This is a genomic window from Enterococcus sp. DIV0901a (genome assembly GCF_051711525.1).
GTDB classification, from domain to species: domain Bacteria; phylum Bacillota; class Bacilli; order Lactobacillales; family Enterococcaceae; genus Enterococcus_B; species Enterococcus_B faecium.
The window spans coordinates 390,094-416,003 of the sequence record NZ_JBIOMW010000001.1 but is presented as its reverse complement, the minus strand read 5'-3'; the positions used below and the strand labels follow the sequence as shown (position 1 = coordinate 416,003).

Annotated in this window: 26 protein-coding genes; 11 read left to right on the top strand and 15 right to left on the bottom strand. The window is 38.5% G+C overall.

Annotation, left to right across the window (positions count from 1 at the left end):
* Entirely contained in the window at positions 1-702 is a 702-nt protein-coding gene (locus IGL70_RS02000) for an ABC transporter ATP-binding protein (protein ID WP_002296067.1), read from the bottom strand.
* 184 nt (positions 703-886) lie between these two features.
* Here IGL70_RS02000 and IGL70_RS01995 point away from each other — a divergent pair, with 184 nt between their 5' ends.
* The 6 genes from IGL70_RS01995 (at position 887) to IGL70_RS01970 (ending at position 7,914) form a co-directional block, all read left to right on the top strand.
* Complete coding sequence (locus IGL70_RS01995) at positions 887-1,489, top strand: cysteine hydrolase (protein ID WP_002307934.1); 603 nt, start codon at positions 887-889, stop codon at positions 1,487-1,489.
* An 80-nt stretch (positions 1,490-1,569) separates the two neighbouring features.
* Positions 1,570-2,583, top strand: coding sequence for a ribose utilization transcriptional repressor RbsR (gene rbsR / locus IGL70_RS01990; protein ID WP_002286293.1), 1,014 nt, complete (start codon positions 1,570-1,572; stop codon positions 2,581-2,583).
* A 107-nt stretch (positions 2,584-2,690) separates the two neighbouring features.
* The gene (gene rbsK, locus IGL70_RS01985) at positions 2,691-3,608 is read left to right on the top strand and encodes a ribokinase (RefSeq protein ID WP_002286294.1); all 918 of its coding nucleotides are present in this window, start codon (positions 2,691-2,693) and stop codon (positions 3,606-3,608) included.
* Positions 3,609-3,635: 27 nt separating this feature from the next.
* Complete coding sequence (gene rbsD, locus IGL70_RS01980) at positions 3,636-4,031, top strand: D-ribose pyranase (protein WP_002286295.1); 396 nt, start codon at positions 3,636-3,638, stop codon at positions 4,029-4,031.
* Positions 4,031-5,404, top strand: coding sequence for a PTS transporter subunit EIIC (locus IGL70_RS01975; RefSeq protein WP_002286296.1), 1,374 nt, complete (start codon positions 4,031-4,033; stop codon positions 5,402-5,404). The genes rbsD and IGL70_RS01975 overlap by 1 nt, the downstream gene beginning before the upstream one ends.
* Positions 5,405-5,760: 356 nt before the next feature.
* Positions 5,761-7,914: a glucosaminidase domain-containing protein gene (locus IGL70_RS01970; protein WP_104874029.1), complete on the top strand. Its 2,154-nt coding sequence runs from the start codon at positions 5,761-5,763 to the stop codon at positions 7,912-7,914.
* 51 nt (positions 7,915-7,965) lie between these two features.
* On the opposite strand, the gene IGL70_RS01965 is transcribed toward IGL70_RS01970, so the two are convergent.
* The 10 genes from IGL70_RS01965 to IGL70_RS01920 all read right to left on the bottom strand — a co-directional run bounded on the left by IGL70_RS01965 (position 7,966) and on the right by IGL70_RS01920 (position 16,596).
* Positions 7,966-9,006 (bottom strand): aldose epimerase family protein, encoded by a 1,041-nt coding sequence (locus IGL70_RS01965; RefSeq protein ID WP_104873865.1) that lies wholly within the window; start codon positions 9,004-9,006, stop codon positions 7,966-7,968.
* 276 nt (positions 9,007-9,282) lie between these two features.
* Positions 9,283-11,085: an FtsX-like permease family protein gene (locus IGL70_RS01960; RefSeq protein ID WP_002298705.1), complete on the bottom strand. Its 1,803-nt coding sequence runs from the start codon at positions 11,083-11,085 to the stop codon at positions 9,283-9,285.
* Positions 11,086-11,098: 13 nt separating this feature from the next.
* Positions 11,099-11,851 (bottom strand): ABC transporter ATP-binding protein, encoded by a 753-nt coding sequence (locus tag IGL70_RS01955; RefSeq protein ID WP_002286304.1) that lies wholly within the window; start codon positions 11,849-11,851, stop codon positions 11,099-11,101.
* An 8-nt stretch (positions 11,852-11,859) separates the two neighbouring features.
* Positions 11,860-12,222, bottom strand: a complete 363-nt coding sequence (locus IGL70_RS01950) for a YxeA family protein (RefSeq protein ID WP_002286306.1) — start codon at positions 12,220-12,222, stop codon at positions 11,860-11,862.
* A gap of 175 nt (positions 12,223-12,397) precedes the next feature.
* Positions 12,398-13,270 (bottom strand): SPFH domain-containing protein, encoded by an 873-nt coding sequence (locus IGL70_RS01945; protein WP_104873861.1) that lies wholly within the window; start codon positions 13,268-13,270, stop codon positions 12,398-12,400.
* A 50-nt stretch (positions 13,271-13,320) separates the two neighbouring features.
* Positions 13,321-13,809, bottom strand: coding sequence for a DUF5348 domain-containing protein (locus tag IGL70_RS01940; protein WP_002297406.1), 489 nt, complete (start codon positions 13,807-13,809; stop codon positions 13,321-13,323).
* A 137-nt stretch (positions 13,810-13,946) separates the two neighbouring features.
* Positions 13,947-14,738 carry a DUF4097 family beta strand repeat-containing protein gene (locus IGL70_RS01935; RefSeq protein WP_002322196.1) on the bottom strand — a complete coding sequence of 264 codons (792 nt, stop codon included), beginning with the start codon at positions 14,736-14,738 and terminating at the stop codon, positions 13,947-13,949.
* Positions 14,739-14,792: 54 nt separating this feature from the next.
* Positions 14,793-15,401 carry a DUF1700 domain-containing protein gene (locus IGL70_RS01930; RefSeq protein WP_002297408.1) on the bottom strand — a complete coding sequence of 203 codons (609 nt, stop codon included), beginning with the start codon at positions 15,399-15,401 and terminating at the stop codon, positions 14,793-14,795.
* On the bottom strand, positions 15,394-15,711 hold the full coding sequence (locus IGL70_RS01925) for a PadR family transcriptional regulator (protein WP_002286315.1): 318 nt from the start codon (positions 15,709-15,711) through the stop codon (positions 15,394-15,396). Before IGL70_RS01925 ends, IGL70_RS01930 begins: the two co-directional genes overlap by 8 nt.
* Positions 15,712-15,867: 156 nt before the next feature.
* Entirely contained in the window at positions 15,868-16,596 is a 729-nt protein-coding gene (locus IGL70_RS01920) for a DUF554 domain-containing protein (RefSeq protein ID WP_002294613.1), read from the bottom strand.
* Between the two features lie 158 nt (positions 16,597-16,754).
* Here IGL70_RS01920 and IGL70_RS01915 point away from each other — a divergent pair, with 158 nt between their 5' ends.
* A complete protein-coding gene (locus IGL70_RS01915) occupies positions 16,755-17,636 on the top strand; it encodes a LysR family transcriptional regulator (RefSeq protein ID WP_002297410.1) in 882 nt (293 codons plus the stop codon).
* Positions 17,637-17,866: 230 nt separating this feature from the next.
* Here IGL70_RS01915 and IGL70_RS01910 read toward each other — a convergent pair whose 3' ends face one another.
* Both IGL70_RS01910 and IGL70_RS01905 read right to left on the bottom strand, forming a co-directional pair.
* Entirely contained in the window at positions 17,867-18,910 is a 1,044-nt protein-coding gene (locus IGL70_RS01910; RefSeq protein WP_002294614.1) for a HAMP domain-containing sensor histidine kinase, read from the bottom strand.
* A 2-nt stretch (positions 18,911-18,912) separates the two neighbouring features.
* Positions 18,913-19,581 carry a response regulator transcription factor gene (locus tag IGL70_RS01905; protein ID WP_002297412.1) on the bottom strand — a complete coding sequence of 223 codons (669 nt, stop codon included), beginning with the start codon at positions 19,579-19,581 and terminating at the stop codon, positions 18,913-18,915.
* A 141-nt stretch (positions 19,582-19,722) separates the two neighbouring features.
* Here IGL70_RS01905 and IGL70_RS01900 point away from each other — a divergent pair, with 141 nt between their 5' ends.
* Complete coding sequence (locus tag IGL70_RS01900) at positions 19,723-22,059, top strand: ABC transporter ATP-binding protein/permease (protein ID WP_002297413.1); 2,337 nt, start codon at positions 19,723-19,725, stop codon at positions 22,057-22,059.
* A gap of 114 nt (positions 22,060-22,173) precedes the next feature.
* On the opposite strand, the gene IGL70_RS01895 is transcribed toward IGL70_RS01900, so the two are convergent.
* Positions 22,174-22,485 (bottom strand): hypothetical protein, encoded by a 312-nt coding sequence (locus IGL70_RS01895; RefSeq protein WP_002296825.1) that lies wholly within the window; start codon positions 22,483-22,485, stop codon positions 22,174-22,176.
* A gap of 179 nt (positions 22,486-22,664) precedes the next feature.
* Between IGL70_RS01895 and IGL70_RS01890 the strand changes: the two genes are divergently transcribed.
* The 3 genes from IGL70_RS01890 to IGL70_RS01880 are packed head-to-tail and all read left to right on the top strand — an operon-like array spanning position 22,665 to position 25,192.
* Entirely contained in the window at positions 22,665-24,140 is a 1,476-nt protein-coding gene (locus IGL70_RS01890) for a UbiD family decarboxylase (protein ID WP_104873862.1), read from the top strand.
* A 46-nt stretch (positions 24,141-24,186) separates the two neighbouring features.
* Entirely contained in the window at positions 24,187-24,771 is a 585-nt protein-coding gene (locus tag IGL70_RS01885) for a UbiX family flavin prenyltransferase (protein ID WP_002297414.1), read from the top strand.
* Position 24,772: 1 nt separating this feature from the next.
* Positions 24,773-25,192 (top strand): hypothetical protein, encoded by a 420-nt coding sequence (locus IGL70_RS01880; RefSeq protein WP_002286333.1) that lies wholly within the window; start codon positions 24,773-24,775, stop codon positions 25,190-25,192.
* Between the two features lie 280 nt (positions 25,193-25,472).
* Here the strand turns inward: IGL70_RS01880 and IGL70_RS01875 are convergent, their stop codons facing one another.
* A complete protein-coding gene (locus IGL70_RS01875) occupies positions 25,473-25,757 on the bottom strand; it encodes a DUF1905 domain-containing protein (protein ID WP_002286335.1) in 285 nt (94 codons plus the stop codon).
* Positions 25,758-25,910: the final 153 nt, after the last annotated feature.

Genomic DNA, 25,910 nt, shown 5'->3' with positions numbered 1-25,910 from the left:
CTACCATACAATCTCATCAATGGATGAAGGATGATCATTTAATTCAACAGACCTTACTTTAGCATCATTAATGTGAATGACTCTATCAGCGATGGGCGCTAAAGCAGAATTATGTGTAATGATCAAAACGGTATTGCCGTGTTGTCTGCTAGCGTTTTGCAATAATTTCAATACTTGCTTGCCCGTTTCAAAATCCAGCGCGCCTGTCGGTTCATCACATAAAAGAAGTTTGGGATTTTTAGCTAGTGCACGAGCAATTGAAACCCTCTGCTGTTCGCCTCCTGATAATTGGGACGGAAAGTTATTCAATCGATGAGCTAGGCCCACTTGCCTCAATACCTCTACAGGATCAAGCGCATCAGGAGAAACTTCCGTTGCCAATTCCACATTTTCTTTTGCTGTTAGATTAGGAACGAGATTGTAGAATTGGAAAACGAACCCTACATCTGTTCGTCGGTAAGCAGTAAGCTGTTTATCTGAAAATTGCGCAATATCTGTGTCATCAATAATGATCTGACCTTCATCAGGTGTATCCATCCCACCTAAAATATTAAGAATCGTTGACTTTCCTGCTCCACTTGGACCAAGTATAATCACTAATTCGCCTTTTTCAATTGAAAAAGAAATATCGTCATTTGCTGTAATGGTCGTTTCTCCCATTTTGTATCGTTTGTATTCATTTTTTACTTCGACATACTTCACTCTGATTCCTCCATTTTCACGATATTTCTCGCTATATCTATGCATCGAATGCGTTTTCTCACACTTATTTATTTTACCACTGAATTTCCCTAGACTAAAGAAAGGAATCCTTTATTTAGTTGACAAATAAACGATTTATGATTTACTTACATAAAAAACATTGTTATTTGAAAGAAGGAACATCATGAATGATTTAAAGGAAAATATGATTTTTGATTTATCAAAAACTGCTTTTGTCGCGATCGACATGCAAAAAGGGATCGTAAATAACGGTACACTCTCTCCACACACTGCAGCATCTATTCTGACAAACAATGATTTGTTAGTAAGAACATTGAAACGTACTGCTGCCTTGAAAGTTTTAGTGAATGTAGACATCACTACTTTCTCTTATCTAAGTCATCAGACAGATGCTGGAGGAATATCTGCTTTGTCTGCTCCGGCAGAATTCACTGACTTGTTGTTGAAGGATTCCTTGAAAGATACAAACAATATGTTGACTATCACAAAATACAATCCAAGTGCCTTTTTTGGTACTTCTCTTGATCTTCAACTTCGCCGGCGTGGAATCGAAACTATCATTTTAAGCGGTGTAGCGACAACAAACGGTGTATATGCTACTGCATTAGATGCCTTTCAACATGGGTATCATGTCGTACTTGCTGAAGATGCTTGCAGTGATCGTGACAAAGAATCCCATCAATTGTTCATAAAAAAGATATTTCCGAAAACTGCACGAGTACGCTCAACGAAACAAATAATCGAAGCTATCCAACAAAGCAAATAAGTACTGGCACACGTGATTTTCATTTACTTCTTTTTGATTTCATGGGAAAATAACCACAGGATTTAGATAGGAGTATGAACATGGTGAAAAAAAAGATCACAATCAAAGAAGTCGCTAAACTTTCCGGCGTTTCAATCACAACTGTCTCCTTGATATTAAATGGAAATACGGAGAAATTCAGTCCGAAAACTGTTCAGAAAGTTTTAGCTGCCAAAGAAGAATTAGGCTATCAGCCTGACTATTTTGCTAGACAAATGATTACCAAGGAAACGAAAACAATTGGTGTACTCGTTCCTGATATCACGAATCCATTCTTCAGTACACTGATGCGAGGAATTGAGGATATCTTGTATAAGCAGAATTTCGTCACGATATTATGTAATGCTGATTCTGATCATCAAAAAGAAATCGAATATCTAGCCGAGCTCACACGTCGAGGTGTGGATGGATTCATTATCGCGACTTCTGCTGTCTCTACAGATGCAATCAACGAAAATTTGAAAAAACAAGGCCGGCCCTTCATTGTTTTGGATCAGAAAAAATCTGAAGGATTTAGTGATGCCGTACGAACAGACGATTTTCGCGGTGGTTACCTAGCGGGCATGCACTTGCTTAGTCTAGGACATCAAACGATCGCCCTTGTCTATCCTGAAAATCCACCGGAAAATGTCCACGCTCGGATTGAGGGGTTTAAATCTGCTCTTGATGTTTACCAAATCCCTCACGACCAACTGATCCTCTTACCTACACAGTTCTCAAAACAAGGTGGCTACCAGATCACAGCAGAACTTCTTGATTCTGCTGCAACTGGTGTGTTTGCTTTAAATGATGAATTAGCTTTTGGATTATATCGCGGATTAGAGGAAGCTGGAAAAAGCATCCCTGAAGACTACAGCATTATTGGCTATGATAATATAGATATGTGCGAGTATATCAAGCCGAAACTGACAACGATCGCACAACCAATCTTCGAATTGGGACAAACATCTGCCAAATTATTGTTAGATCGGATCCAATTCCCAGAAAAAGAATGGGAAGAAAAAAGATTACCTGTACGATTAGAAAAAAGATTTTCAACTGCACCCTTGAAATAGCTTTCAAGGTGTGCTATATTTTTATCGAACTATTAAAACGTTTTACTAAAACGTTTTAAAAAATAATTTTCCCATCAAAATAAATGAGATAGTTGGAGGTTTGTAAAATGAACACGGTTACAGTAATTGGAAGTATTAATATGGACACTACCCTTCGTTTAACCAACATGCCCAAGCCAGGCGAAACGATGCATGCGCATGAGATTTTTCACGCTGGCGGAGGTAAAGGCGCCAACCAAGCAGTGGCAGCCAAACGTTCAGGCGCACGGACATCTTTTATTGGAGGCGTTGGGGCTGACAGCGAAGGACAACAGTTATTAGATCTACTGACAAAAGAAAACATCGATACATCTGGGATAGCTGAAATCCAAGGCGCCACAACCGGACAAGCAATGATTATGGTAGACGCAGCAGGAGAAAATAGTATCTTGATCCATGCAGGTGCAAATAATGCTTTCCATGAACAAGAAGTCCTAAAAAACAAGCAACTGATTACAAACAGTGACTTTATTATTGCTCAGTTTGAAAGTAGCTTAGATGCGACGATCCTAGCTTTTTCTATTGCAAAAGACGCAGGAAAAACAACGATCCTGAATCCTGCACCAGCTCGTGAAACGATCCCTACTGAACTACTTGAAAAGACAGATATCATTATACCAAATGAAACAGAAACAGAAATCATTACAGGAATCAGAGTGACAGATCATAACAGTTTGGTCGCAGCAGCCGAAAAACTCCATGAATTAGGTATTGGAACAGTAATCATTACACTAGGCAGTGCCGGCGCTTTCTATCATACAGAAAAAGAACACGGTATCGTCCCTGCTTTTAAAGTGGATGCCGTTGACACAACAGCCGCAGGTGATACATTTATTGGCGCATTAAGCAGCACACTTCAGCCAGACCTTAGTAACTTGAAAGAAGCGATCCTTTATGGAAATCTAGCCTCTTCTGTTGCTGTGCAGTCTTATGGTGCGCAACCTTCTATCCCTTACCGCGAAGCTTTAGAACAATCAGCAGTCTAAAATTAACAATGAGAGGAAGAAACAAACATGAAAAAAGGAAAAGTAATCAATTCAGATATTTCACGAGTAATCGCACAAATGGGGCACTTTGATAAATTAAGTATCGGGGATGCAGGCATGCCTGTCCCCTTTGGTACTGAAAAAATAGATTTGGCTGTCTCAAACGGTCTTCCAAGCTTTTTATCTGTTTTAGAAAACGTTTTAGAAGAACTTGAGGTACAATCGATTGAATTGGCGGAAGAAATAAAGACAATGAACCCGGAAATATTGGAAAAAATCAAATTATTGTTACCAGATACACCGATTAGCTTTATCCCACATGAAGAAATGAAAAAAGAGTTGAATAACTGTCATGCATTTATTCGTACAGGCGAAATGACACCTTACGCCAATATTATATTAGTGAGTGGAGTGGTCTTCTAATGGAAACGACAATGAATCCTGAACAGATGGTACTGTCCGAGCAGATTCATATGCTGATTGAACAGTTGGGAGGAAAAGACAATATTGATTCTGTCCTTCCATGTGCGACTCGGCTTCGTATCAAATTGAAAAAACAGCCAGTAGCCAATGCAGAAAAATTAAAACAGCAAATCCCTTCCATTAAGTATTTCATTTTACTCGATAGATATGCAGAAATAATCATGGATCAGGGATTGGCTCCTGCTTACAAGGAATTGACACGTCAAATCGATCATTCAGCTCCGAAAGAAAAGCTAAATCCGATCGAAAAACTATTTGGTTTGATATCGGAAATCTTTACGCCGATCATTCCGCTGTTTGCCGGTTCTGGTATATTAAAAGGTCTGGTTGTTTTAGCGACTACGATTGGCTGGCTTAGTGAAACAAGCGGAACTTATCATATTTTGTCTGCTGCGTCGAATGCCGTCTTTTATTTTCTGCCAATCTTTCTTGCTTTTTCTGCTGCCAAAACGTTTAAAGTGAATGGATATATTGCGGCTGTCATTGCTGCAGCACTGATTGAACCGAATCTGACCTCTTTACTTTCAGACAGTGGCAAAGCAGCTACTGATTTTCTGGGGATTCCTGTAGTACTGATGCAGTATACGTCTACTGTCATGCCGGCGATTTTAGGTATTTTCTTTTATTCTTTTGTTGAAAAATTCCTCAAAAAATATATTCGCGAAAATATGCAATTAGTATTTGTACCTTTACTTTCATTAGTTATCACGGTTCCTTTGACGTTAATGGTATTCGGGCCTGCGGGTGTTTACCTTGGCGAAGGTTTAGCTGCCGCAATTACTTGGATGATGGATATTAACGGACCGATCAGTGGCGCAATCATCGCTGGTGGTTGGAATATTTTGGTAATATTTGGTATCCAATGGGCTGTAAACCCTGTCATGATCAGTAATATCTCTGCTTATGGGTTCGACCGAATCGTTCCGTTGACAGGAGCAGCCAATTTTGGAATGGCTGGTGCAGCTTTAGGTGTATTTCTACGAAGTAAACGTTCAAAAACTCGTTCGATCTCCGGTTCTGCTTTTGCTTCGATTTTACTTGCGGGAGTGACCGAACCAACTGTTTACGGAATTGCGATCCCATTGAAAAAACCATTTGTTGCTGCTTGCATTGGTGCAGCTGCTGGTGGAGCTGTAATGGGATTTGCCCAAGTGAAAGCGATCGCTTTTGTATTTGGTAGTCTGACCACATTGCCTGCATTCATTTCCGGTACTTTTTTCTGGTACTTAGCAGGACTGGCTGTTAGTCTAGTCGTAGCAATGATTACTACTCTCGTTAGCGGGTTTGATGAAGACCTAATGTCTTATGAATAGTTAATGAAAAAGACTGAAGTATGAGATGTTTATCACATATTTCAGTCTTTTTCTTTTTAGGATCATTATTTTTATAAATTTTTGTGATACTTTCCAAACTTTGGTATAATTTACATATGCATAACCATTTTTATCCCCACTTGTTTATCCCCAAACAAAGGTGGTCTATGCAATAAAATGAACGTCAAAGAAAAACGAATGAATGCTCGTTGCTTATTTACAAATTGTTTTATTTAGAATACACAGACAGATTTATGAAAAGAAAAAGCTTTTCGACACGATTATCTGTTCCAAAAAATGTCTAATGAATGCTGAATAAGACAGAAAATCAATGAAAGGAAAAGGACTAGTTTATTATGAAAAATAAAAAAACGATACGTTTGCTAGCTGCTACTTGGCTGATTGCTCCGTCTGTTTTGTCGACCAATACCGTATTTGCCGTAGATAATCAAACAGCTGATCAAACAGTCACAACAGATACGACTACATCCAGCTCAGCTACTAGTGAAACAACGGATTCTTTTACAGAAGACCCAACTGGAACAACTAACTCAACAACAGGATCGACCGAGCCAACTGAAATTGATCCGGCTGATCCATCAGAAAATGAAAAGCCAGCCGAGACATATTCCCTTACAATTGCTCCTTCTTTGATTGGGAAGATCCAACTGACTGCTTCGACAGCGGATTCCCCTGAACAGCAACCTTTGGATATTACGGAAAGTGGAACGGTAGAAGGTTTATTAGCGGAAACGCAGGTAACTTACACTATTACGCCAGCTGAAGGTGAACAAATTGCTTCAGTCGCTGTTAATGGTGCCAAAGAAGTAAATTATGATGCAAAGACCTTCACAGTAGGTACAAACAATTTATCTATTACTGCAGAATTTGAACCTGTACCGGATACTTCAACAGAGAAACCAACTGATCCTAGTGAAGAAGTCCCTAGTACACCAGATCCGGAAACGCCAAACAAACCAGATGTGGGTAATAACAACAATAACAACAATAATAATGGTTCAAATAATTCAAACAATAATAACAATAATTCGAACAGCGGGAATTCTTCGAATCAAACAAACCCATCTGGATCGAATAACAATGGAAATACTCAGAGAGAACCAAACCATCCAAACAATGGTTCATCAAATGGCGGAACGAACAATGCTTCATCTCGTCCAAATACAGCAAATCAAAGCGGTATAGAGAATCCATCTTCTGCTTCTTCTGATTTTGTTGTAAAATCACCAATTGATGCTGTATTGCCTACAAATACAACGAATGTCCAACAAGCAATCGTTCGAGAAGCATTCAAGCATCTTGGAAAACCATATGTATGGGGAGCAAAAGGTCCAAATACTTTTGACTGTTCTGGTTTGACTTATTACGTATATATGAAAGCAACCGGTCATTATATCGGTGGCTGGACAGGCGAACAGCAATATGCAGGTACACAGATTCCAGTAAGTCAGGCCCAACCTGGTGATCTCGTCTTCTGGGGACCTTCTTCTGGTGTTACCCACCACGTAGGTATCTATATTGGGAACGGACAATTTATCCATGCGCCTCAACCAGGAGATAAAGTTCGAGTAACTTCTATTTCAGATTTCACGCCTGATTTTGCTGTCCGAGTAAACTTAGCAGGTTTACCTGCTACTTCAGGTTCGCTGACAGGCGGCTCATCTATTTTAGATGGATTAGATGGCTCGTTCCATTTCAGTCAAAACCAAACAACTGATCAGTTCTTGAAAAAGATTGCAGATGATGCACAGGAAATCGGGCAAAAAGAAGGAATCTACGCATCAGTCATGATGGCTCAAGCTATCCTTGAAAGTGGATCTGGAAACAGCTTATTATCAAGCGAACTAAATCATAACCTTTTTGGTATCAAAGGATCATATAAAGGAAGCAGCGTGACCTTCAATACACTTGAACAAGATAGTTCCGGACAAAGCTACCAAATCCGCGCACAATTCCGTAAATATCCTTCTTACAAGGAAAGTTTGGAAGACTATGCCGACTTGATCAAAAATGGACTGACTGGCAATCCTGATTTCTACAAACCAACTTGGAAGTCGGAAACAAAAGACTACAAAGAAGCAACCAAATATTTGGAAGGACGTTATGCTACAGATCGCCAATATTCACAAAAATTGAACGCGATCATCGAAGCGTACGACCTGACAAAATATGATGAACCGAAAAAAGAAGCAGCAACAACTGAAGAAGCAAACGCTGAAATCCTCAATATGTCTAAGCGATTCGATGTGCCAATCAAATGGACAACAGATGGCGTGCCAATCACAGGATTAGAATTTTCAACGATAAAACGCGTCAACAACGCTTCTTCCATCTTCCGTGTCGCTTCAATCTGGGATTTGTGGAACAATTTTACGGCAAGACAGATACCAGAAACAACTACTCGTACAGTTAAAGCTGCAACTGTTCCTGTACTAACCTTGTTAAGTTTAGACAAATCATTCTGGCTTGATCTGCCTTTAAAGAAATAGAATAAATTAAAAAGGGGATGTGACACTGTCACACTCCCTTTTTAATTTATTCTATTTCTTTATATTTATTTTGTATTCCGTTACAAACTCGCGTACTTGGTTAGGTTCCAGAGTGACATCTCCAAAACTTTCAAGTCGCTCCGCTCCTGGCAGTTCTTGAGTCTCAAATGTGATACCGCCATGATTTACTAATTTATTCCCGCGCATTTCCGGTCCATCTTCTCCAAAATTTGCTGTAAAAATCACGATTCCTGAAGCATCTGTTTTTACTTGGATCGATACTTTTTCATCTGGGCTTGTCAATTCCGCAGCATTTAGTAAACCAGATTGTTTTTTCAACAAAAATGGATGATCGATACCGCCCACTATCATTGATTGGCGAAAATCACTGGCAAAGACCTCACCTAATTTTTTAGGACGTTGGAAGTCAAATGCTGTGCCACTTACTGAAACTACTTCTCCTGTAGGCGTTGTATCTTTATTGAGCGTAGCAAATAATCGGCTATTCAACCAAAGTATATGTTCGTCGATTGACTGTGCTGGATCACCGGTTAAATTGAAATAGACATGATTTGTAGGATTGAATACTGTTTTGCGGTCACTGATCCCTTGGACCGTCACTCGCCATGTATCATCGTTCGTCAGCGTATACCGTACTTCTACATCTAAAGTTCCAGGAAATCCGTTTTCCATGTCTGGGCTAGTCTGATAGAAAATGACCGATGCTTCGTTTTCACCATTGATGACTGTATAATGCCACTGCTTGGCTTCAAAGCTAGGTGCACCACCATGTAAACAATGACCAGTGTCCGAGTCTGTTTTTACTTCGAACGTTTCATCATCTAATTTGAATGTGCCATTCGTAATCCGTCCAGCCATACGTCCGATTGAAGCACCGATATAAGGGTCTTTTTCTAGATATTCTTTTGCTTCATCAAAACCTAAGATCAACTCTCGTTTTTCATTATCGATTATTGTTTGAAAATGAACAACCCGTGCCCCAAGATCACTGACAGACAAAGATGTCCCATTTTGATTCGTGATCGTAATCAAGTGATAGTTTTCGCCAAAATTTTGTTCATTGATTTCCATGTTCCTTGCACCCTCTTTTCTTTCATTTGCACTGATTCCAGTATACATGGAAACCGTTTTCTTAACAGCTTATTCCGTGAGTAACGAGAAAAAATTTACTATATTCTAATAAAAGACCGTGAAAAAAAGGTTGTGACAAAAATATTGTCACAACCTCTTTTTCCGAACAAACGGTGTTCAAAAGCTTGCATCCGCGGTAATAAGCCCAACCAAACGAAAAATATGAGGAGCTATTTTTGCTTGGCTGTTCTTATTACTTGATGCAGGACAGCTTTTTCACAATCTCTTTTTCAATACGATTCCAGTATATAACCATGTCGTCAGTACATAGTAGATGAAATACAATACGAAGAAGATCGTAAACGGAACCCAAATATCTTTGTATGGATTTTGCATGAATAGACCAAACATTTGTAATCCGAATAAGACATGGACTACACCTAAGATTCCTGGTGCTAAGAATAACACGCCTACTTCTCTACGGATCGATTGTTTAAGCAACCCGCGTCGTGTTCCTATCTTTTCAAGCATTTCATAACGAGCAATGTCACTCTTGCTTCCTGACAAGATCTTGAACATCAAACAGCTAGCAAGCATGGTCAAGAAAGCTAAACCTAGGAAGAATCCCATAAATTCAAAACCAGAGAATAGACCATTATACACTTCATACATTTCATATTTCTGGTTGCTGTACTCTACTTTTTGCAAAGATGGATTGTTCATTTTATTTTGAGCAACAAGTGTTTCGATTGGTTTCAGGTTTGCTTGGAAGTCTTTTACCTGAACTAGCTGTAAAGTGGATTGTGGCAAGTTCAGTTGATCAAATTCTGATTGACTGACTACCTTGATTTCTTTTTCTTGCTGTTCCGGCAATTCATAGCTTCGAAGTTCCTCTTGTACAGTCAGTTCATTCATTTTTTCAGCAGGAACTTTTTCTTTCGTGATCTTCGGCGGTGTTCCATCTTCATGTTTTATCATGATCAATGGTTGAGCCGCAAATTCACTTGCATTATAGTAAATCGTTCCCGCATCTTCTTTTTGAGTATAAGAAGCAGAAAGTGTTGGTGAAAGTTCTTTGATTTTTTGCTGATCTTCTGCCCGAGGATTATTCATCACTAGATCATATCCAGAATTGTTTTCTGTCAAGTCTGCAATTTCATTTTTAAAACCTAATCCTACCGTCAAAGCGCCCAGTGCCAAGGCAAACAGCATAGCGACCATTGAGAGCATTTGTGTATATTCACGAATACGAAAGTTTAACTGTGACAATGTGAAATTGTTCAATTTTTTCAATGAAATCTGTTCTGATTTCTTTAGTAATGATAAAAAGAAAATGATCACAGAATGGAAAATGAAATAAGTTCCTAATACGATCGTAACTAAGGCTACTCCTATACCAAAGACTTGATAGGTCCCCACGTGTTTCATCATATAGTAACCGCAGCCTAGAAAAGCAATTCCCAGTACTACTTCAAGGAAAAACAAGAATTTATGCTGCTTGATTCTTGTTGGTGTCTGATCCGCACGAATCAATGCTAATATCGGTTTTTTGACAATCGAAAAAGCATTGACAACAGCAGCTAATAAAAACAAAACAGCAAAAAACAAAACAGTGATCAACAACCCGTGAATACTAAAAGGTGTAAAATGCGAAATATTGAGATCTAACTGATCCACTAATAATCGGTGGACGATACTTGTCAATCCTACACCGACAGCTGAACCCACTAAAGTAGCTGCGATCCCTACTAAGAATGTTTCAGAAAAAATCATCTGTGCGATTTTTCTGCCTTTTGCTCCTAGCATCATAAACATTGCATAGTCTTTTTGCCGCATCGTCATCAAAAAGGAATTTGCATATAAAATATAAACGAATGTGATGATCCCTAGTAAAACAGAACCGAATCGGAAAATGATAACTGTAGCCGCAACGATCGTATTACTTTTCAAAAAAGCTTCGTTGCTTGCCATTGATTCAAACATGTAAAAAATAGCAGATGCCATAACTAATCCTGAGAATAACACCAAGTAGTCTCTTAAACGGCTCTTGATCCCAGTAAGTGATAATTTCCAAAGCATAGTCAATCTCCCCCTACTGTTCCAAGTTTCCAAGAATAGATAGTATTTCTCGATAGAAGGAATCACGGCTTTGATCTCCACGTTTCACTTCTTGATGGATACCGCCATCCTTGATGAATAAAATACGTTGGCAATAACTTGCAGAAAACGGATCATGCGTCACAAGAAGAATCGATACATGATCTTTTGTATTCAATTCATCCATCGTATCTAAAAGATCCCGGGCACTTTTGGAATCCAGCGCACCTGTAGGCTCATCCCCTAATAGAATCGTTGGTTGTGTGATCAATGCACGTGCGGCGGCGACCCGTTGTTTTTGTCCACCGGAAATCTCAGAAGGATAGCTTTCCAAAATATGAGAGATGGATAAACGTTCTGCAATTTTTTGGACACGTTGCTTGATTTCTTTTGGTCTGACGCCTTGTAAAGAAAGAGGAACAGCGATATTTTCTTGTGCTGTCAAGCTTTCTAATAAATTGAAATCTTGGAAAATAAAGCCAATCTCATTCGCACGAAAATCTGCTAGTTGATTTCCTTTTAATGTGGTCACATCTTTTTGATTGATTCGGATATGCCCATCTGTTGGTTTATCTAATGTGGATAAAATATTCAAAAGTGTCGATTTACCAGAACCAGAAGCGCCCATGATCCCAATAAATTCGCCTTTTTCTACATCGAAGCTGATGCCGCTTAATGCTTGCGTCTTTTTCTCATTGTTTTTTCCGTATACTTTTGTTACATTCTGTACTTCGACTATTTTGTTCATTTCTTTCCCTACCCTTTAATTAGTTTTTCCAGTGCTGTTTTCGGCACGTCTTTTTTTTCGACTTCTTCATACGAAGTGACACCTTTATTTTTGTTCCAGGTGATTTTTAAATATGCTCCTTTACGAAGCGGTCGAGTCAATTGTCCCTTGAAGTCCAGTTCTTTTTCCTTACCCTCTTTCGTATAGCCAGGCAGGATATATCTATAGTTGACTGTTTCTTGTCCAGAGTCTGACTTTGAAACTGTTTTTGTACCATCTGTCGTAATTTGTACATAGTATTCTTCTCCACCCATAACTACGTAATCTGCGATTTTCACCCCTGCAAGTACCACAACGATGAAAACAAGTAGACCGATCAGAAGTTTTTTCACTTTTTCCCCTTCTCTCTTACTTTATATACTGATTATAGAAAAAAGCGAACAATTCTGCCTTCGAATCAACTATCATTCTTCTTTCAATTTTGTCATTTTCTTTAAAACAACTAAAAAAAGAGTTCAAGACAATAATCCGTCCTAAACTCCTTCTTCCTATCTTACAAAAAGTATGTCACTTACGGTCTTTCATGTCGCCTGTATTGATAACAGGTTGCGTTCCTTTGTCTGTAATGATTGAGACAAGTAAATTATTGATCAATTGGACTTTCCGATCATCGGTGAAATTGATTTCTTGTCCATCTTCGATTTGCTCTAAGGCCATTTGAGTGATTGTGACAGCTCCTTCAACAATGGTTTGTCGAGCAGACAAAATGGCTTTTGCTTGTTGACGTTGGAGCATGGCACTAGCGATTTCTGTTGCATAGGCTAAATGGTTCAAGCGTGTTTCGATTACTTCGACACCTGCTACTGCTAAACGCTCTTGCAGCTCTTTTTGCAACTCGTCAGACACTGCCGTCGTGTTTCCTCGAAGCGTCAAATCATGCTCATTGAATGTATCATACGGGTATTGGCTAGCGATATGCCGAATGGCTGTCTCACTTTGGATTTCTACAAAATCTTGATAATACGCTACATCGAATAATGCCTTTGCTGTATCAACGACTTTAAAGACTACTACTGCTGAGATTTCGATGGGGTTTCCATCCAAATCATTGACTTTTAAAACAGAACTATTGAAATTCCGAACTTTCAACGAAACAGTCATTTTTTGTGCCAAAGGTATCGTAAGGAAAAAGCCATTTTCTCGAATCGTACCTAAATATTGTCCAAAAAACAAAATTACTTTTGCTTGATTAGGACTGACTACAGTTGCCGAACTTAACAACAATAACGTGATCAACCAAAGAAAAATACTTAAAAAAAGTGCCCAAACTTTCGCTTGCCACATGCCTAAATAGAAGAAAAACAATCCAACTAAAGCTAATACGACCAATCCGACAATCCCTGCATAGCCATTGATATAAAATGCTCTTTTTTCTCTCATGCTACTTCCTGCGCTCCTTTATCCTTCAATAAATATCTAATGTTACTTTTTTAATTTTTTTTTCGAATACGCGCCATTACACCTTCTAGTTCTAACTCTTTGTCTTCAGTGATGTACCAACCGCTTGCCTGTGTCCCTCCGGCTGCCTGCGGTAAATAATCCAATTTTGTTCGAACCCAGTGCTTTTCTTCTGTAAAATAGTCTTCTACCAAGATCTCTAGATCCATCCCTGCTGAAAGAGGCAAATCTTCCCGAACAGATTTAAAGATAAATCGTTCCTTCTTCCCATCATACTTCAATATTCCTGTATCGATAATCGGTAAAGAATAATAATCCAGCTCTTTCTTCACCGTCAATAAATGTTTGAAAACTTCATGGTATACTTGCTCTAATTGACGACCTTCTGAATTGTTCGGGTAATTAACCATCACTTTTTCTTTGTCTGGATCATAGAAGGTTTGGCTTAGTTGAGTGATATAAGTATGTAATCTTTCCATTTCTGTCTTTAACTTTTCTCTTTGACCTTCTTCTACCTTCATATACTCTTTCACCCTGTTTTCTTTTTAGATATTTTCTTTCTTATTTTACTATAGTTATGTGCGTTAAGCGATGAAAAACAGCAAAGATTGGAAGGATCTTTGCTGTTTTTTCTTAAAATATCCAGTTGAGTACAGGATCAATCTGTTTCATTGTCCTCTTGATCCGTCGTAATATTGATCGATGTGTCTTTAGCAGTGATCTTTAGCTTTTTCTGTCCTTGTTCTAACAAAGTATTTGTTATTGGCTGGTAGTCTTTTTCAATATAAGATTCACCAGACGTTTGGATAGTATAGCCACTGTTTTCCATCTCATGCAAAGATAAATTACCACCGTTTAGGATGACTTTTCCTTCTTTGCTGATCAAACTGTCTTCTAGATGGAAGTTGCTGTTTTCACCTGTGACGATCAAGTTATCCACATTGGCCTCATCTAGTCGAAGTGAGCCTAATTCATCTTTCGCAGTTATTGTTCCTCCTGTAAATTCATTGAACGATACCCAGCCATCATGTGTCTTAGTATTCACTTTTTTGATTGATACTTCGTTGATATCAATTGCACTATTATTCCCTTCGATTGTCAATTCAGATAATTCATGATCTGCAGGGACAACAATAGTGATTTGTGCACTTGTGTCTTCTAAACTAATGATTGCACCTGTTGATTTTTTGACTGCATTCACAGTCAACACGCCATTTTTCTCCTTTATTTCTGGCTTTTCTGTCTTATCATAAGTCGTTTTTATCTCAAAATCCAATCCGCGTATGACCGAAACTGTTTGATTTTCTGCATGGATGACGATTTTGTTTGCATCCTTGATTTTTTTTGTCTCAGTAACCATATCGATCAACCGAGGACCATTATCCCAAGTCAGACTTTTTTGAGCGCCTAATGTATAAGTTGCACCTGCTAGGAGGCCACCAGTAAGCATCAGACCAATACCGGTAATCAAAAAATGTTTCAATCTCAATTTATGTGTCCTCCTTCAAACGCCCGCTGAATGCAGTTCTCTTTTTGTAATAAAACGTCGTCCCATCCATTTAACAAAGTTCATCATGACATAAAAAAGCCCTTTTGTTCCTTTCAGCAACAGTGGCGAAATAAATACTGCGCTTCCTGTGGCGAACAGACCGACACCGATAAAGAATAATCCACTCAGAATCGATTGTCCAAACACACTTATTCCTGATATGATCATGAATAGGCCAACACCTAAGATACTGATACATAAAACATAGATACTAAAAATGAGCGCTAGTAAAGCAACCAATAGTCCCCCAATAACCAATATAAACCCCAGTGCTAGTGGAATGAGGACAGGAGAAGCAAATAAACCGATAATGATTAACCAAATCAGGCGAATTTGTCTTTTTGGATTTTTCACTAACTCGTTTTCTGCTTGTTCTTCTTCTGAAAAGTAACTGATTTTTAATTTTAAGGCAAACTGCTTTGGTGTACCATATTCATCAATGATCTGATCTAATGTTTTTCCAGAATCTAAAAAATATTCCTCATAATACTGGATCAAATCAAAACGATCGTCTTCAGGAATTTCTTGAAGATGATCCACAACTTCATTCAAATATTCATTCATTTGTGCTCTCCTCCAATAACCGGTCTAAAGAATCTCGAAAAACAATCCATTCATCAATAATTTCTTCTAAATGACGACTTCCCATTGGTGTCAACGAGTAATATCGACGGTTTCTGCCTTCAAAAGGTTCATCATAGGTCTCAAGATATCCTTCTTTTTTCAATCTTCTCAAAACCGGATATAGTGTAGATTCACTGACAGAGAGACTTTCTTGTACGATTTTTGTTAAGGCATACCCATACATATCTTCCTTGCTTAATGCTGCTAGCACAGTACCATCAAGAAGAACAGTTGGAATCTGGATGTGCATTACGTCACCTTCTATTCTCAAGTGTAATATTTTATTTCAATCTATATTATACAACATATAATATAGTTTCAAAATCAGTTTGTCAAATACAAAAAAACTGACTAAAAGATTTGATCCTTTTTAGTCAGCAAAAAAATGGCTTCTCTTTGATTTTTATTATAACAGTGGCATAATCCAATTTGTCCACATCCAGCTCAGTGGCATGATAACGATCATTGCAGGTATCATGTCAGCTACTGGGAACATTTTCACGTTGATCATTCTAAAACCGGTAGCGACCATCAAGAATCCGCCGCAAGCTTTAAAATCTAAGATCATGTCTGGTGTAGTCAATGGATAAATAAATTTTGCCAATAAGAACAAAATATAAAAAATAATGAATTGGGGAATTGCTATCACAGAAACGACATACCCTAAATTACACGCAAAAATAGCTGCTGTGAAAAAATCAAGGACAGATTTAGAAATCAAAATCGTACTGTCTCCTGTCATCCCAGAATCTAAACTTCCATAGATCCCCGTACCACTTGCACAAAATAGAACAATGACCGTCACTAATGTACTGATAAATTCATCGTGGGTCATACCAAGCTTTTCACTAGGGAAGATTTTAGAAATAGGTACTTGCATCAGCGCAGCCCCCTTATTTATCCCATTACCTAAATGAACAATCAGACCAATCGCTGTTCCTATCACTAAAGCAAAAATAACAGCCGGCATATTTTTCATCGGCGCAATGGAATAGATTCCCATCCCCATCGAACACACACCAAAAACCATCGTCAGCTGTGCTTTAAAATGTTCACTTAATTTATTTCCTACTAATCCGCCAATTAGTCCGCCAAGCAAAACGGAACCTACATTGATCAAAACTCCAGTTGGCATCAAAAAACTCCTCTCTTTTTCTACGAAGCGAAAAAAATCAGAAAAATTTCTGTAATTATTGCTTTCGCTGCAAGAAAGATTGTACCAGACAGAGTAGGTTACACCAATTCATTTTTTGTGTTAAAGTATTCTTTATTGGAATAAGTAGGAGGAATATGATGGATATCCATAAATTTGAAGTTTTTCTTGATTTAGCCGAAACAATGAATTTCACCAAAACTGCTGAACGACAATTCACCACCCAAGGAAACATTTCTAAACAGATTCTTTCGTTAGAAACAGAACTAGACGTCAAATTATTCGAACGTGCCCATAGAAAAATCGAGTTGACCGAAGCTGGAAGCTTGTTGCTCCCTTATGTAAAAAATGTCGTAGAACAATACCATGCCATGCAAGAAGTGCTTGAAACCTATACGCAAGAAAACAATCTTTCATTAAATATCTTAACGATACCAACCATGATCAATTACCAAGGCTTTTCCAAAATTACCGAATTTTTGAAACGCCATCCTGAATTTACGGTCCAGTTGAAAGAAGTGGAAAGTATCGAACTGACTTATGACGATACAAATGAACATAGTGATACGATCCACTTTGCCAGAAGCTTTCAGGCCCCACCAAGTTCGATTGAGTGGTTGCCTACTGAAACAGACGATTTTGTAGCAGTTCTACCTAAAAATCATCCTTTAGCTAGTAAAAAGAAATTGGATCTAAGCGAACTGAAAAAGGAGAATTTTTTGGTTCTTGGCCCTACTACGAACTTGTATCAACCTGTGCTGGACTTGTGTCGCGAAGCTGGATTTGAACCGAGAATCTCTTATAAAGGATCAAGGATCGACTTGATCATCAATATGATTGCAAATGACATGGGGATTGCTATTGTTATGGAAAAAACAGTCAAAAATCTGTTAAAAGAAAATACTGTGATCCTCCCCATCTCTCCAACAAAAGAAAGTTATCTCGCATTTACGCGTAAAATCGGTGAACATTCTTTGGCTTCAGACACATTTTGGGAGTATTTGAGACAAGAAGAGAACTAAGCCCTTCATTTTCTATCTATCCATCAAAAAAGAGAGCGACTCATGACTTTCGCTCTCTTTCTTGCATCATGTCCTTGTTTCAATGACACCTCTAACATTTCTCGTAGTTCAATAAGAAAGCAGCGATTTTTATGCCAAAAGAACCGTAAGAACATTTCCCTAATCACAAAAAAACGACTAAAAACCCCTAAAAACCTTCAATAGAATTTTTAGGGGTTTTATTCTTTTTCCTATTGTTTACTTAACCGTATCATTGCTGTCGTTCCTACTCCTTCGATACTACTATAATCAATACGTCCATCATGCAGTTCTAGAATTTTTTTAACCAGTGAAAGTCCTAGCCCATTCCCAGAAATTTGACGACTTGTATCTCCTTGATAAAATTTTTCAAACATTCGATCTCTGGTCTCTTCATTCATTCCTACACCTGAATCGGTCACTTCCAGTACAATCTCTGTGGCTGTCTCAAATAGTTTGATATGAATCTGTCCATTGATTTGATTGTACTTTATGGCGTTATCCATGATATTCAACCACACTTGGTACAAAAACTCTTCATTGCCTGTGTAATTTACTGCAGCAAGTTCGATATCCAATTCTAGCTGTTCTTTCTCCCATTTAGGCTGCAAAAAAACGATTACTTCTCGAATTTGTTCATCTAATCGGTACTCTTTCTTTTCCAGTTGGATACGCTGGTTTTCCAGTTTGTTCAATTTTAAGATGTTCTCTGTTAATTGTGAAAGCTGCGTGATACTTTCGATAATCCGATATAAAAATATTTGGCGTTCTTCGTCAGAGAGATTTGGGGCTTGTAACAATTGTACATATCCTTGGATCGTTGCTAATGGTGTTTTGAATTCATGGGATACACTGGACACAAAATCATTCCTCAATGTTTCGATACTATTGAGTTCTTGGACCATAACATTGAAATCTTTATACAGTTGCTGTACTTCTGCTACTTTCTGCTGTTCATCCATTCGAATCGAAAAATCTCCCGTTGCTACCAGACTCATATTTGTCCCTAGCGCACTGATTGGATGCAGGATACGCCGCCCAACAAAAATCGATATTCCTGTACCCACGACCATACTGAACCCCGCAAAGACGAATAACGGGTATAACGTTGGTTTTCCAGCCGATTCAGCAGGCGAGATAGAATGTCGAGACAATAAGAAAATAAAACCAAGAAAACACAGCAGTGTTACTAAGATCGAAATAAATACGATACTAGCAAAATAGATCCATAATTGTGAAAATAGCTTCTTTTTCATCTTTAAATAACCGCCTTATAGCCTAGTCCCCGTACTGTGATGATTTGAAAATCTTCTGTCTTTTCAAAACGGGTCCTTAAACGTTTGATATGTACATCGATCGTTCGTTCTTCTGTATTCGTGTCTAATCCCCAAATATCGTCCATCAACTGCTGGCGAGTGAAAATCTTGTTTGGATAAGACAGTAATTTATACAGAAGCAGAAATTCTTTTTGAGGCAGAATAAAAGAATGCTGATTTTGTACCACAGTATAAGTATCCAGCTCTAATTTTGTTTGCCCAATCGTCAAGATACTGCTGTAATTGATTTTTGAACGTCGAAGCAATGCTTCCACACGCAGGATCATTTCATTGACATCGATGGGTTTTGTCATATAATCATCTGCACCTAATTTGAACCCACGTTTCTTGTCCTCGAAATCAGCCTTTGCTGTAATCATCAGAACTGGCATGTCGAATCTGGCGTTACGTAATGATCCTACCAAGTCATAGCCATCCATTTCAGGCATCATGACATCTGTAATGATCAATTCTATATGTGTCGCTTCTAGTTTTTTCAGCGCATCCTCTCCATTCAGTGCGGTGATGACTGAAAAGCCCGCTCGTTCCAACACAGAACGGTAAAGCAACTGTAATTGCGGATCATCTTCTACTACTAAAATACGATTCATTGATCTCCCTCTGTTTTTTGAAAAATTTCTAGATTTTTTCTTGTAGTTCATCTTCAGTTAACATTTATTTCGTATACTACGATCATTGTTCTGATATACTTATTAGTATACCGAATATTTCAATACGGGAGAAGGGTGATTATGCTTCAATTAAAAGATATAAAAAAATATTATAAAGTCGGCGAAACCACCACCAAAGCATTGGATGGTGTGTCTGTCGCTTTCAGACAAAAAGAATTCGTAGCGATTTTAGGTCCTAGTGGTTCTGGTAAAACGACTATGCTGAATGTGATTGGTGGACTAGATAATTATGATTCCGGTGATATGGTAATCAACGGAAAGTCTACTAAAGACTTTAAGGACAGTGACTGGGATGCCTACCGAAACAACTCTATCGGTTTCATTTTTCAAAGTTACAACTTGATTGGTCATCTAGGCATTATTGAAAACGTTGAACTTGGGATGACATTAAGTGGTGTTTCTAAAGACGAAAAACGAAAACGGGCAGAAGATGCATTGCACCGGGTCGGCTTGACAGATCATATGCATAAAAAGCCAAATCAGTTATCTGGTGGACAAATGCAGCGAGTGGCCATCGCTCGAGCACTAGCCAATGACCCAGATATCCTTTTGTGCGATGAACCAACCGGAGCGTTAGATACAGAAACAAGTATCCAGATCATGGAATTGATCCAAGAGTTATCGAAAGAAAAATTAGTGATCATGGTCACACATAATCCTGAACTGGCCCATCAATACGCAGATCGGATCATTGAATTTTCTGATGGTAAGATCTTAACAGATTCCCATCCTCACATCGAACGACCAAAAGATGATCAATTTAACTTACGCAGAACAAAGATGAGTTTTTGGACAGCGTTGAAGCTTTCCTTCAACAATATCCGAACAAAAAAAGGACGTACTTTCTTGACCTCCTTTGCTTCCAGTATTGGGATCATCGGAATCGCGATCGTTCTGTCCCTTTCTTCTGGATTCCAAAAACAAATCGATAACACGCAAGCTGAAACGATGGCGAAATTTCCGATTACTATTTCTAAGGTAACGACTAACCAGACTCGTGACGATGCCGGATTGGGTGCAAGCAAAGCGGATTATCCAGACAGCAAAACGATTACTGCAAAAGTCAGCGAAGAAGATAAAGCACAGCACACGAATAAGATTGATCAAACATACGTCGATTACGTAACAGACATCGATCCTAACTTAAGTAATAATATCGGATTTACCCGTACTACAGGAATCAATCTTTTACGTGATGTAAATGGCAAAGTACAGCCTGTCAGCTTCTCGAATCAAAATCCTGATACGGAATCTCTTTCTTTATCTAGTACGATGTCAGCAATGACAGGTGTGGGAGTGTCAAGTTTCCCTACACAGCTTGACACTAGCAAAGAAAACTTTTTAAAAGACAATTATTCTTTACTTGCCGGAAGTTATCCAGCCTCAGCAACAGATGTCGTGCTGATCGTAGACGGCAATAATAATACTAATATCAACGCATTGAAGAATCTTGGATTTGATGTGAAAGAAGACGAAAAACTTGATTTTGATGATATCGTTGGTACAACATTCAAATTAGTAAACAACAATACTTACTATACAAAACTTCCAACTGGGAATTTTATCCCTAATACAGATTATGATGCGATGTATCAGAATGCTTCTGATGAATTGAAGATCTCGGGGATCCTACGCGTGAAATCTTCTTCTACAATGAATCTCTTATCTCCAGGAATCGCTTATAGCGATCAATTAACGACTCAAATCGTCAACGAAAACAAAGAATCAGAAATCGTCAAAGCTCAAAGAGACAGTGATGTAAATGTCTTAACTACTGAAAAAGTTGACGAAAATGCCAAACAAACATTGCTTAGTTATTTAGGTGGAGACAGCTTGCCTTCAAGTATCATGATTTATCCGAACAATTTTGAAGACAAAGAAAAGATCTTGGATTATCTAGATGATTACAATAAAGGCAAATCAGATGAAGATAAAATCATTTATACTGATTTAGCTGGAACGATGACTGAACTGACTGGCGGATTGATGGATGCTATCACTTATGTCCTTATTGCTTTTGCAGGGATCTCTTTAGTAACAAGTATGATCATGATCAGTATCATTACTTATACATCTGTGATTGAACGGACAAAAGAAATCGGTGTACTAAAAGCTTTAGGTGCACGTAAAAAAGACATCACTCGCGTATTTGACGCAGAAACGTGTATTTTAGGTATTTCTTCTGGGATATTAGGTGTGTTTATTGCATGGCTAGCTACGTTCCCTATCAATAGCATCTTATACAACATGACGGATCTAAAAAATGTTGCTCAACTAAATCCTGTCCATGCGATTATTCTAGTGATCGTCTCTACTATATTGACGATGCTTGGCGGTCATCTTCCTGCACGAATGGCAGCGAAAAAAGACGCCGCTATCGCTTTGCGTGCAGAATAAGGTTGTGACAACCACATTTAGATTTGAGTCATAAGAGCGCTGAAATAGTAGAAAACAGCAAGAAACGAGGAAGTAATATGTTCCTTGTTTCGCGCTGTTTTTTTTAATTATTTTTTATAATTCTGGTATACTTTTCTTTCCTTTGTACCACAACTCTTCTGGCGTATACCTGTCTTTTCCATTTATGAATACTGTTCCATCTGCTTCAATCGTTACTTCAGTCCCAATCCACATATTACGAGAAAGTGCGAGAAGATTTTTTCTTTTTCCTCTTCCTTTTTTTCCAAATTGCAAGGCATCGGTTATCTCTTCTGTCCAATGAGATTTCACGTATTTTACTTCTCCGTTTTCAAATGTAACTTTCAAAATATTCGCTATATTTTCCACTTTTACTGCTTTAGGAAATGACTCCTCCATTTTTTTCACTTTCCTTCCTCCAACACTAAGTATGCGCTTTCTTTTAGTGATAAGTATATCATAGTTTATTCTATTATCAAAAAACGCATCCATTCCATTGTAGAATACTTTACCGAACAAGTTGAATTGTTTTCCTCTTTTTCACCTTTTACTATAGATAGGTAAAGACAACTAAGGAGGAATCTCTCATGACAGATCAACCGTATGATTTAAGAAAAGTCATCGAAGAACTAAAAACACTTCCAGGTCAATATCACGAAACAGATATTGAAATCGATCCTGAAGCAGAATTATCTGGTGTTTACCGTTATATCGGTGCTGGCGGTACAGTAAAACGTCCGACTCAAGAAGGACCAGCTATGACTTTCAACAATATCAAAGGTTTCCCCGGCACACGTGTGAACATCGGAACAATGGCCAGTCGTAAACGTGTAGGTGAAATTTTGCACCATGATTATCGAACACTTGGTCGTTTCTTGAAAGACGCTGTAGAAAATCCAATCAAACCTGTGAAAGTAGACAAAGCAGACGCTCCAGCACAAGAAGTCGTTCATCTAGCTACCGATGCAGACTTCGATATTCGCAACATTTTGCCTGCACCTACAAATACTCCTGAAGATGCAGGTCCATACATCACGATGGGTGTAGTTTTAGGATCAGATCCAGAAAAAACAATGAGCGATGTAACGATCCATCGTATGGTTCTAGAAGACAAAGATACGATCGGTATGTACATCATGCCTGGTGGGCGCCACATTGGTCACTTCCAAAAACAATTTGAAGCATTGAATAAACCAATGCCTATCACTATCAATATTGGTTTAGATCCAGCAATTGCCATTGGTACGACTTTCGAACCACCTACCACTCCACTTGGCTACAACGAACTATGGTGTGCAGGAGCTTTGCGTAACGAACCTATTCAAATCGTTGATGGTGTAGCAGTCGATGAAGTGGGTATTGCTCGTGCTGAATTCATCATTGAAGCAGAAATCATGCCAAATGAAACAATGCAAGAAGATATCAACACGAACTCAGGAAAAGCAATGCCAGAATTTCCTGGCTATACTGGGGATGCTAATCCAGCTGTACAAGTAGTGAAAGTCAAAGCAGTTACTCACCGAAAAGACAATCCAATCATGCAAACAACGATTGGTCCTAGTGAAGAACACGTATCTATGGCCGGTATTCCTACAGAAGCAAGTATTCTTGCCTTGGTTGATAAAGCTATTCCAGGAAAAGTAGTAAATGTCTACAATCCTCCTGCAGGTGGCGGTAAATTGATGACCATCATGCAGATCCGTAAAGAAAACGAAGCGGATGAAGGTATTCAACGCCAAGCAGCTATTCTTGCTTTATCAGCCTTCAAAGAATTGAAGACAGTCATTTTAGTCGATGAAGATGTTGATATTTTCGACATGAACGATGTAGTTTGGACTTTCAACACTCGTTTCCAAGGAGATAAAGACGTCATTGTGATCCCAGGAATGAGAAACCATCCATTGGACCCATCAGAATTACCAGAATATAATCCTGGCTCTATTCGTTTCCGTGGGATGAGTGCAAAAACTATCTTTGACGGTACAGTTCCTTTCGATATGAAAGAACATTTTGTACGTGCAAAATTCCAAGAAGTAAAAGATTGGGAAAAATATTTGAAATAATGAATGATCTGCAACTGTTTTGACATCATAAAAAGGAGTGCGGAAAATGGAACAATTGGCACAACGGAAGAAAAAAATCGTGATTGGTGTAAGTGGCGCTTCAGGCACCATTTATGCCATCAACCTAGTGAAGAAACTAAAAGAATATCCGATGATAGAAACACACGGAATCATCAGTCCATGGGCAAAACAGAACTTAAAGCTGGAATCCGACTTATCACTAACTGAATTCGAAAGCCTGTTTGATTACCATTATTCAAACAAAGATTTAGGTGCTGCTGTCGCCAGCGGATCATTTTTGACCGATGGAATGATCATCGTACCGGCAAGTATGAAAACAGTCGCAGGTATCTCTGTTGGTTTAGGCGACAACCTGATTGCACGTGCTGCTGATGTAACAATGAAGGAGCAACGAAAGTTAGTCATTGTTCCTCGTGAAACGCCATTAAATGCCATTCACTTGGAAAACTTGACTAAATTAGCACGACTAGGTGTGCAAATCATACCACCAATTCCTGCTTTTTATAATCAGCCTCAAACGATCCAAGATCTTGTTAATCACCATACAATGAAACTTTTGGATCAATTTGGAATTGTAAATGAGCATTCAAAACGTTGGCAGGGTGATTAATATGGAAAAAGAAACGATAGTTGAAGTAACCAAACTAGGTTTCACGATCCAAGCTGCTGTTAAAGTAATCGGTAAAGACTTATTGATCACTTTAACAGGCGGAGATACACCACATATCGGAACAGTCACTACATTTTCTCGTGATACAGAGATGCAAACTGTACGTTTCCCTAGCCACGATGGTCGGTTCCATAAAGACGATGTCTTAGCCGAAAAAATAGCTGTGATCATCAAAACTGCCGTTCCGGGAAGTTGTACGATCACTTCCGGTATCCATGTTGACCATATCTCCAATGCACAAATCAACGCCTCTTTTCCGATGTCAGAAGAGTTAGGTTACAAGATTTTAGATTGGTTGGAAAAAATAGATTTCCATATCAAAGAACCAGTTTATTATAAAGATGGTGAAAAACCATTATGAAAGAAGAGGTTGTGAAATCAGCGTTATGACCTGAGTATGAGAGAAAAAAATGGAAAAATAGCTTCTCATATTTTGCCGTTTTTGAGCTAATACCGAGGGACAGCTGATTGAACGCCGTTTATCAAGAGGTTGTGATAAAGCCGCTTCGTTTCGAGTAGTAAGAAAAATTTTGTAAACATGGGTTTCCACATTTTTGCATAAATTTGACTTACTACCGAGAAACTGGCTTTTGAACACCGTTTATCAAGAGGTTGTGACACGTCTTTTGTCACAACCTCTTTTATTTTTGCTTCACTGTAACTGCTACAATATCACCGATTTCTTTACCGATGTTTTTACGAATATCTTTTCGTAGTCCAAGGATGTAGCAGACTGAACCATCTGGATTTTTCACACCCATATTCACGATACTGCCTTCATACGGCACATTGTCAAAAGTTGCTTGGACTTTAACTCTTCCAGCACCGAATTCTTTTCTTATATCATACGGAAAAATAATATATGCCCCGCCCTTGCCGACTTCGGAAGCATAGATTTTTGATTCAAAAGAATAAATTTCCCTCATTTTATTTCTCCTATTTTTTACATCTAGTATAGCATAGCAAAAAAAAGAAGGAACTGTGACAAAAGTCTTGTCGCAGTTCCTTTTTTCGAATAAACGGTGTTCTCCTGCCAACTCCTCGGTCACAAGTCACAATAGTCAACAAACATGAGAAGC

Excerpts from the sequence above, each read along its gene's own strand:
- IGL70_RS01995 (WP_002307934.1), top strand. The coding sequence starts at position 887 with ATGAATGATTTAAAGGAAAATATGATTTTTGATTTATCAAAAACTGCT.
- rbsR (WP_002286293.1), top strand. The coding sequence starts at position 1,570 with ATGGTGAAAAAAAAGATCACAATCAAAGAAGTCGCTAAACTTTCCGGC.
- rbsK (WP_002286294.1), top strand. The coding sequence starts at position 2,691 with ATGAACACGGTTACAGTAATTGGAAGTATTAATATGGACACTACCCTT.
- rbsD (WP_002286295.1), top strand. The coding sequence starts at position 3,636 with ATGAAAAAAGGAAAAGTAATCAATTCAGATATTTCACGAGTAATCGCA.
- IGL70_RS01975 (WP_002286296.1), top strand. The coding sequence starts at position 4,031 with ATGGAAACGACAATGAATCCTGAACAGATGGTACTGTCCGAGCAGATT.
- IGL70_RS01970 (WP_104874029.1), top strand. The coding sequence starts at position 5,761 with ATGAAAAATAAAAAAACGATACGTTTGCTAGCTGCTACTTGGCTGATT.
- IGL70_RS01965 (WP_104873865.1), bottom strand. The coding sequence starts at position 9,006 with ATGGAAATCAATGAACAAAATTTTGGCGAAAACTATCACTTGATTACG.
- IGL70_RS01960 (WP_002298705.1), bottom strand. The coding sequence starts at position 11,085 with ATGCTTTGGAAATTATCACTTACTGGGATCAAGAGCCGTTTAAGAGAC.
- IGL70_RS01955 (WP_002286304.1), bottom strand. The coding sequence starts at position 11,851 with ATGAACAAAATAGTCGAAGTACAGAATGTAACAAAAGTATACGGAAAA.
- IGL70_RS01945 (WP_104873861.1), bottom strand. The coding sequence starts at position 13,270 with ATGAGAGAAAAAAGAGCATTTTATATCAATGGCTATGCAGGGATTGTC.
- IGL70_RS01940 (WP_002297406.1), bottom strand. The coding sequence starts at position 13,809 with ATGAAGGTAGAAGAAGGTCAAAGAGAAAAGTTAAAGACAGAAATGGAA.
- IGL70_RS01935 (WP_002322196.1), bottom strand. The coding sequence starts at position 14,738 with ATGCTTACTGGTGGCCTCCTAGCAGGTGCAACTTATACATTAGGCGCT.
- IGL70_RS01930 (WP_002297408.1), bottom strand. The coding sequence starts at position 15,401 with ATGAATGAATATTTGAATGAAGTTGTGGATCATCTTCAAGAAATTCCT.
- IGL70_RS01925 (WP_002286315.1), bottom strand. The coding sequence starts at position 15,711 with ATGCACATCCAGATTCCAACTGTTCTTCTTGATGGTACTGTGCTAGCA.
- IGL70_RS01920 (WP_002294613.1), bottom strand. The coding sequence starts at position 16,596 with ATGCCAACTGGAGTTTTGATCAATGTAGGTTCCGTTTTGCTTGGCGGA.
- IGL70_RS01915 (WP_002297410.1), top strand. The coding sequence starts at position 16,755 with ATGGATATCCATAAATTTGAAGTTTTTCTTGATTTAGCCGAAACAATG.
- IGL70_RS01910 (WP_002294614.1), bottom strand. The coding sequence starts at position 18,910 with ATGAAAAAGAAGCTATTTTCACAATTATGGATCTATTTTGCTAGTATC.
- IGL70_RS01905 (WP_002297412.1), bottom strand. The coding sequence starts at position 19,581 with ATGAATCGTATTTTAGTAGTAGAAGATGATCCGCAATTACAGTTGCTT.
- IGL70_RS01900 (WP_002297413.1), top strand. The coding sequence starts at position 19,723 with ATGCTTCAATTAAAAGATATAAAAAAATATTATAAAGTCGGCGAAACC.
- IGL70_RS01890 (WP_104873862.1), top strand. The coding sequence starts at position 22,665 with ATGACAGATCAACCGTATGATTTAAGAAAAGTCATCGAAGAACTAAAA.
- IGL70_RS01885 (WP_002297414.1), top strand. The coding sequence starts at position 24,187 with ATGGAACAATTGGCACAACGGAAGAAAAAAATCGTGATTGGTGTAAGT.
- IGL70_RS01880 (WP_002286333.1), top strand. The coding sequence starts at position 24,773 with ATGGAAAAAGAAACGATAGTTGAAGTAACCAAACTAGGTTTCACGATC.
- IGL70_RS01875 (WP_002286335.1), bottom strand. The coding sequence starts at position 25,757 with ATGAGGGAAATTTATTCTTTTGAATCAAAAATCTATGCTTCCGAAGTC.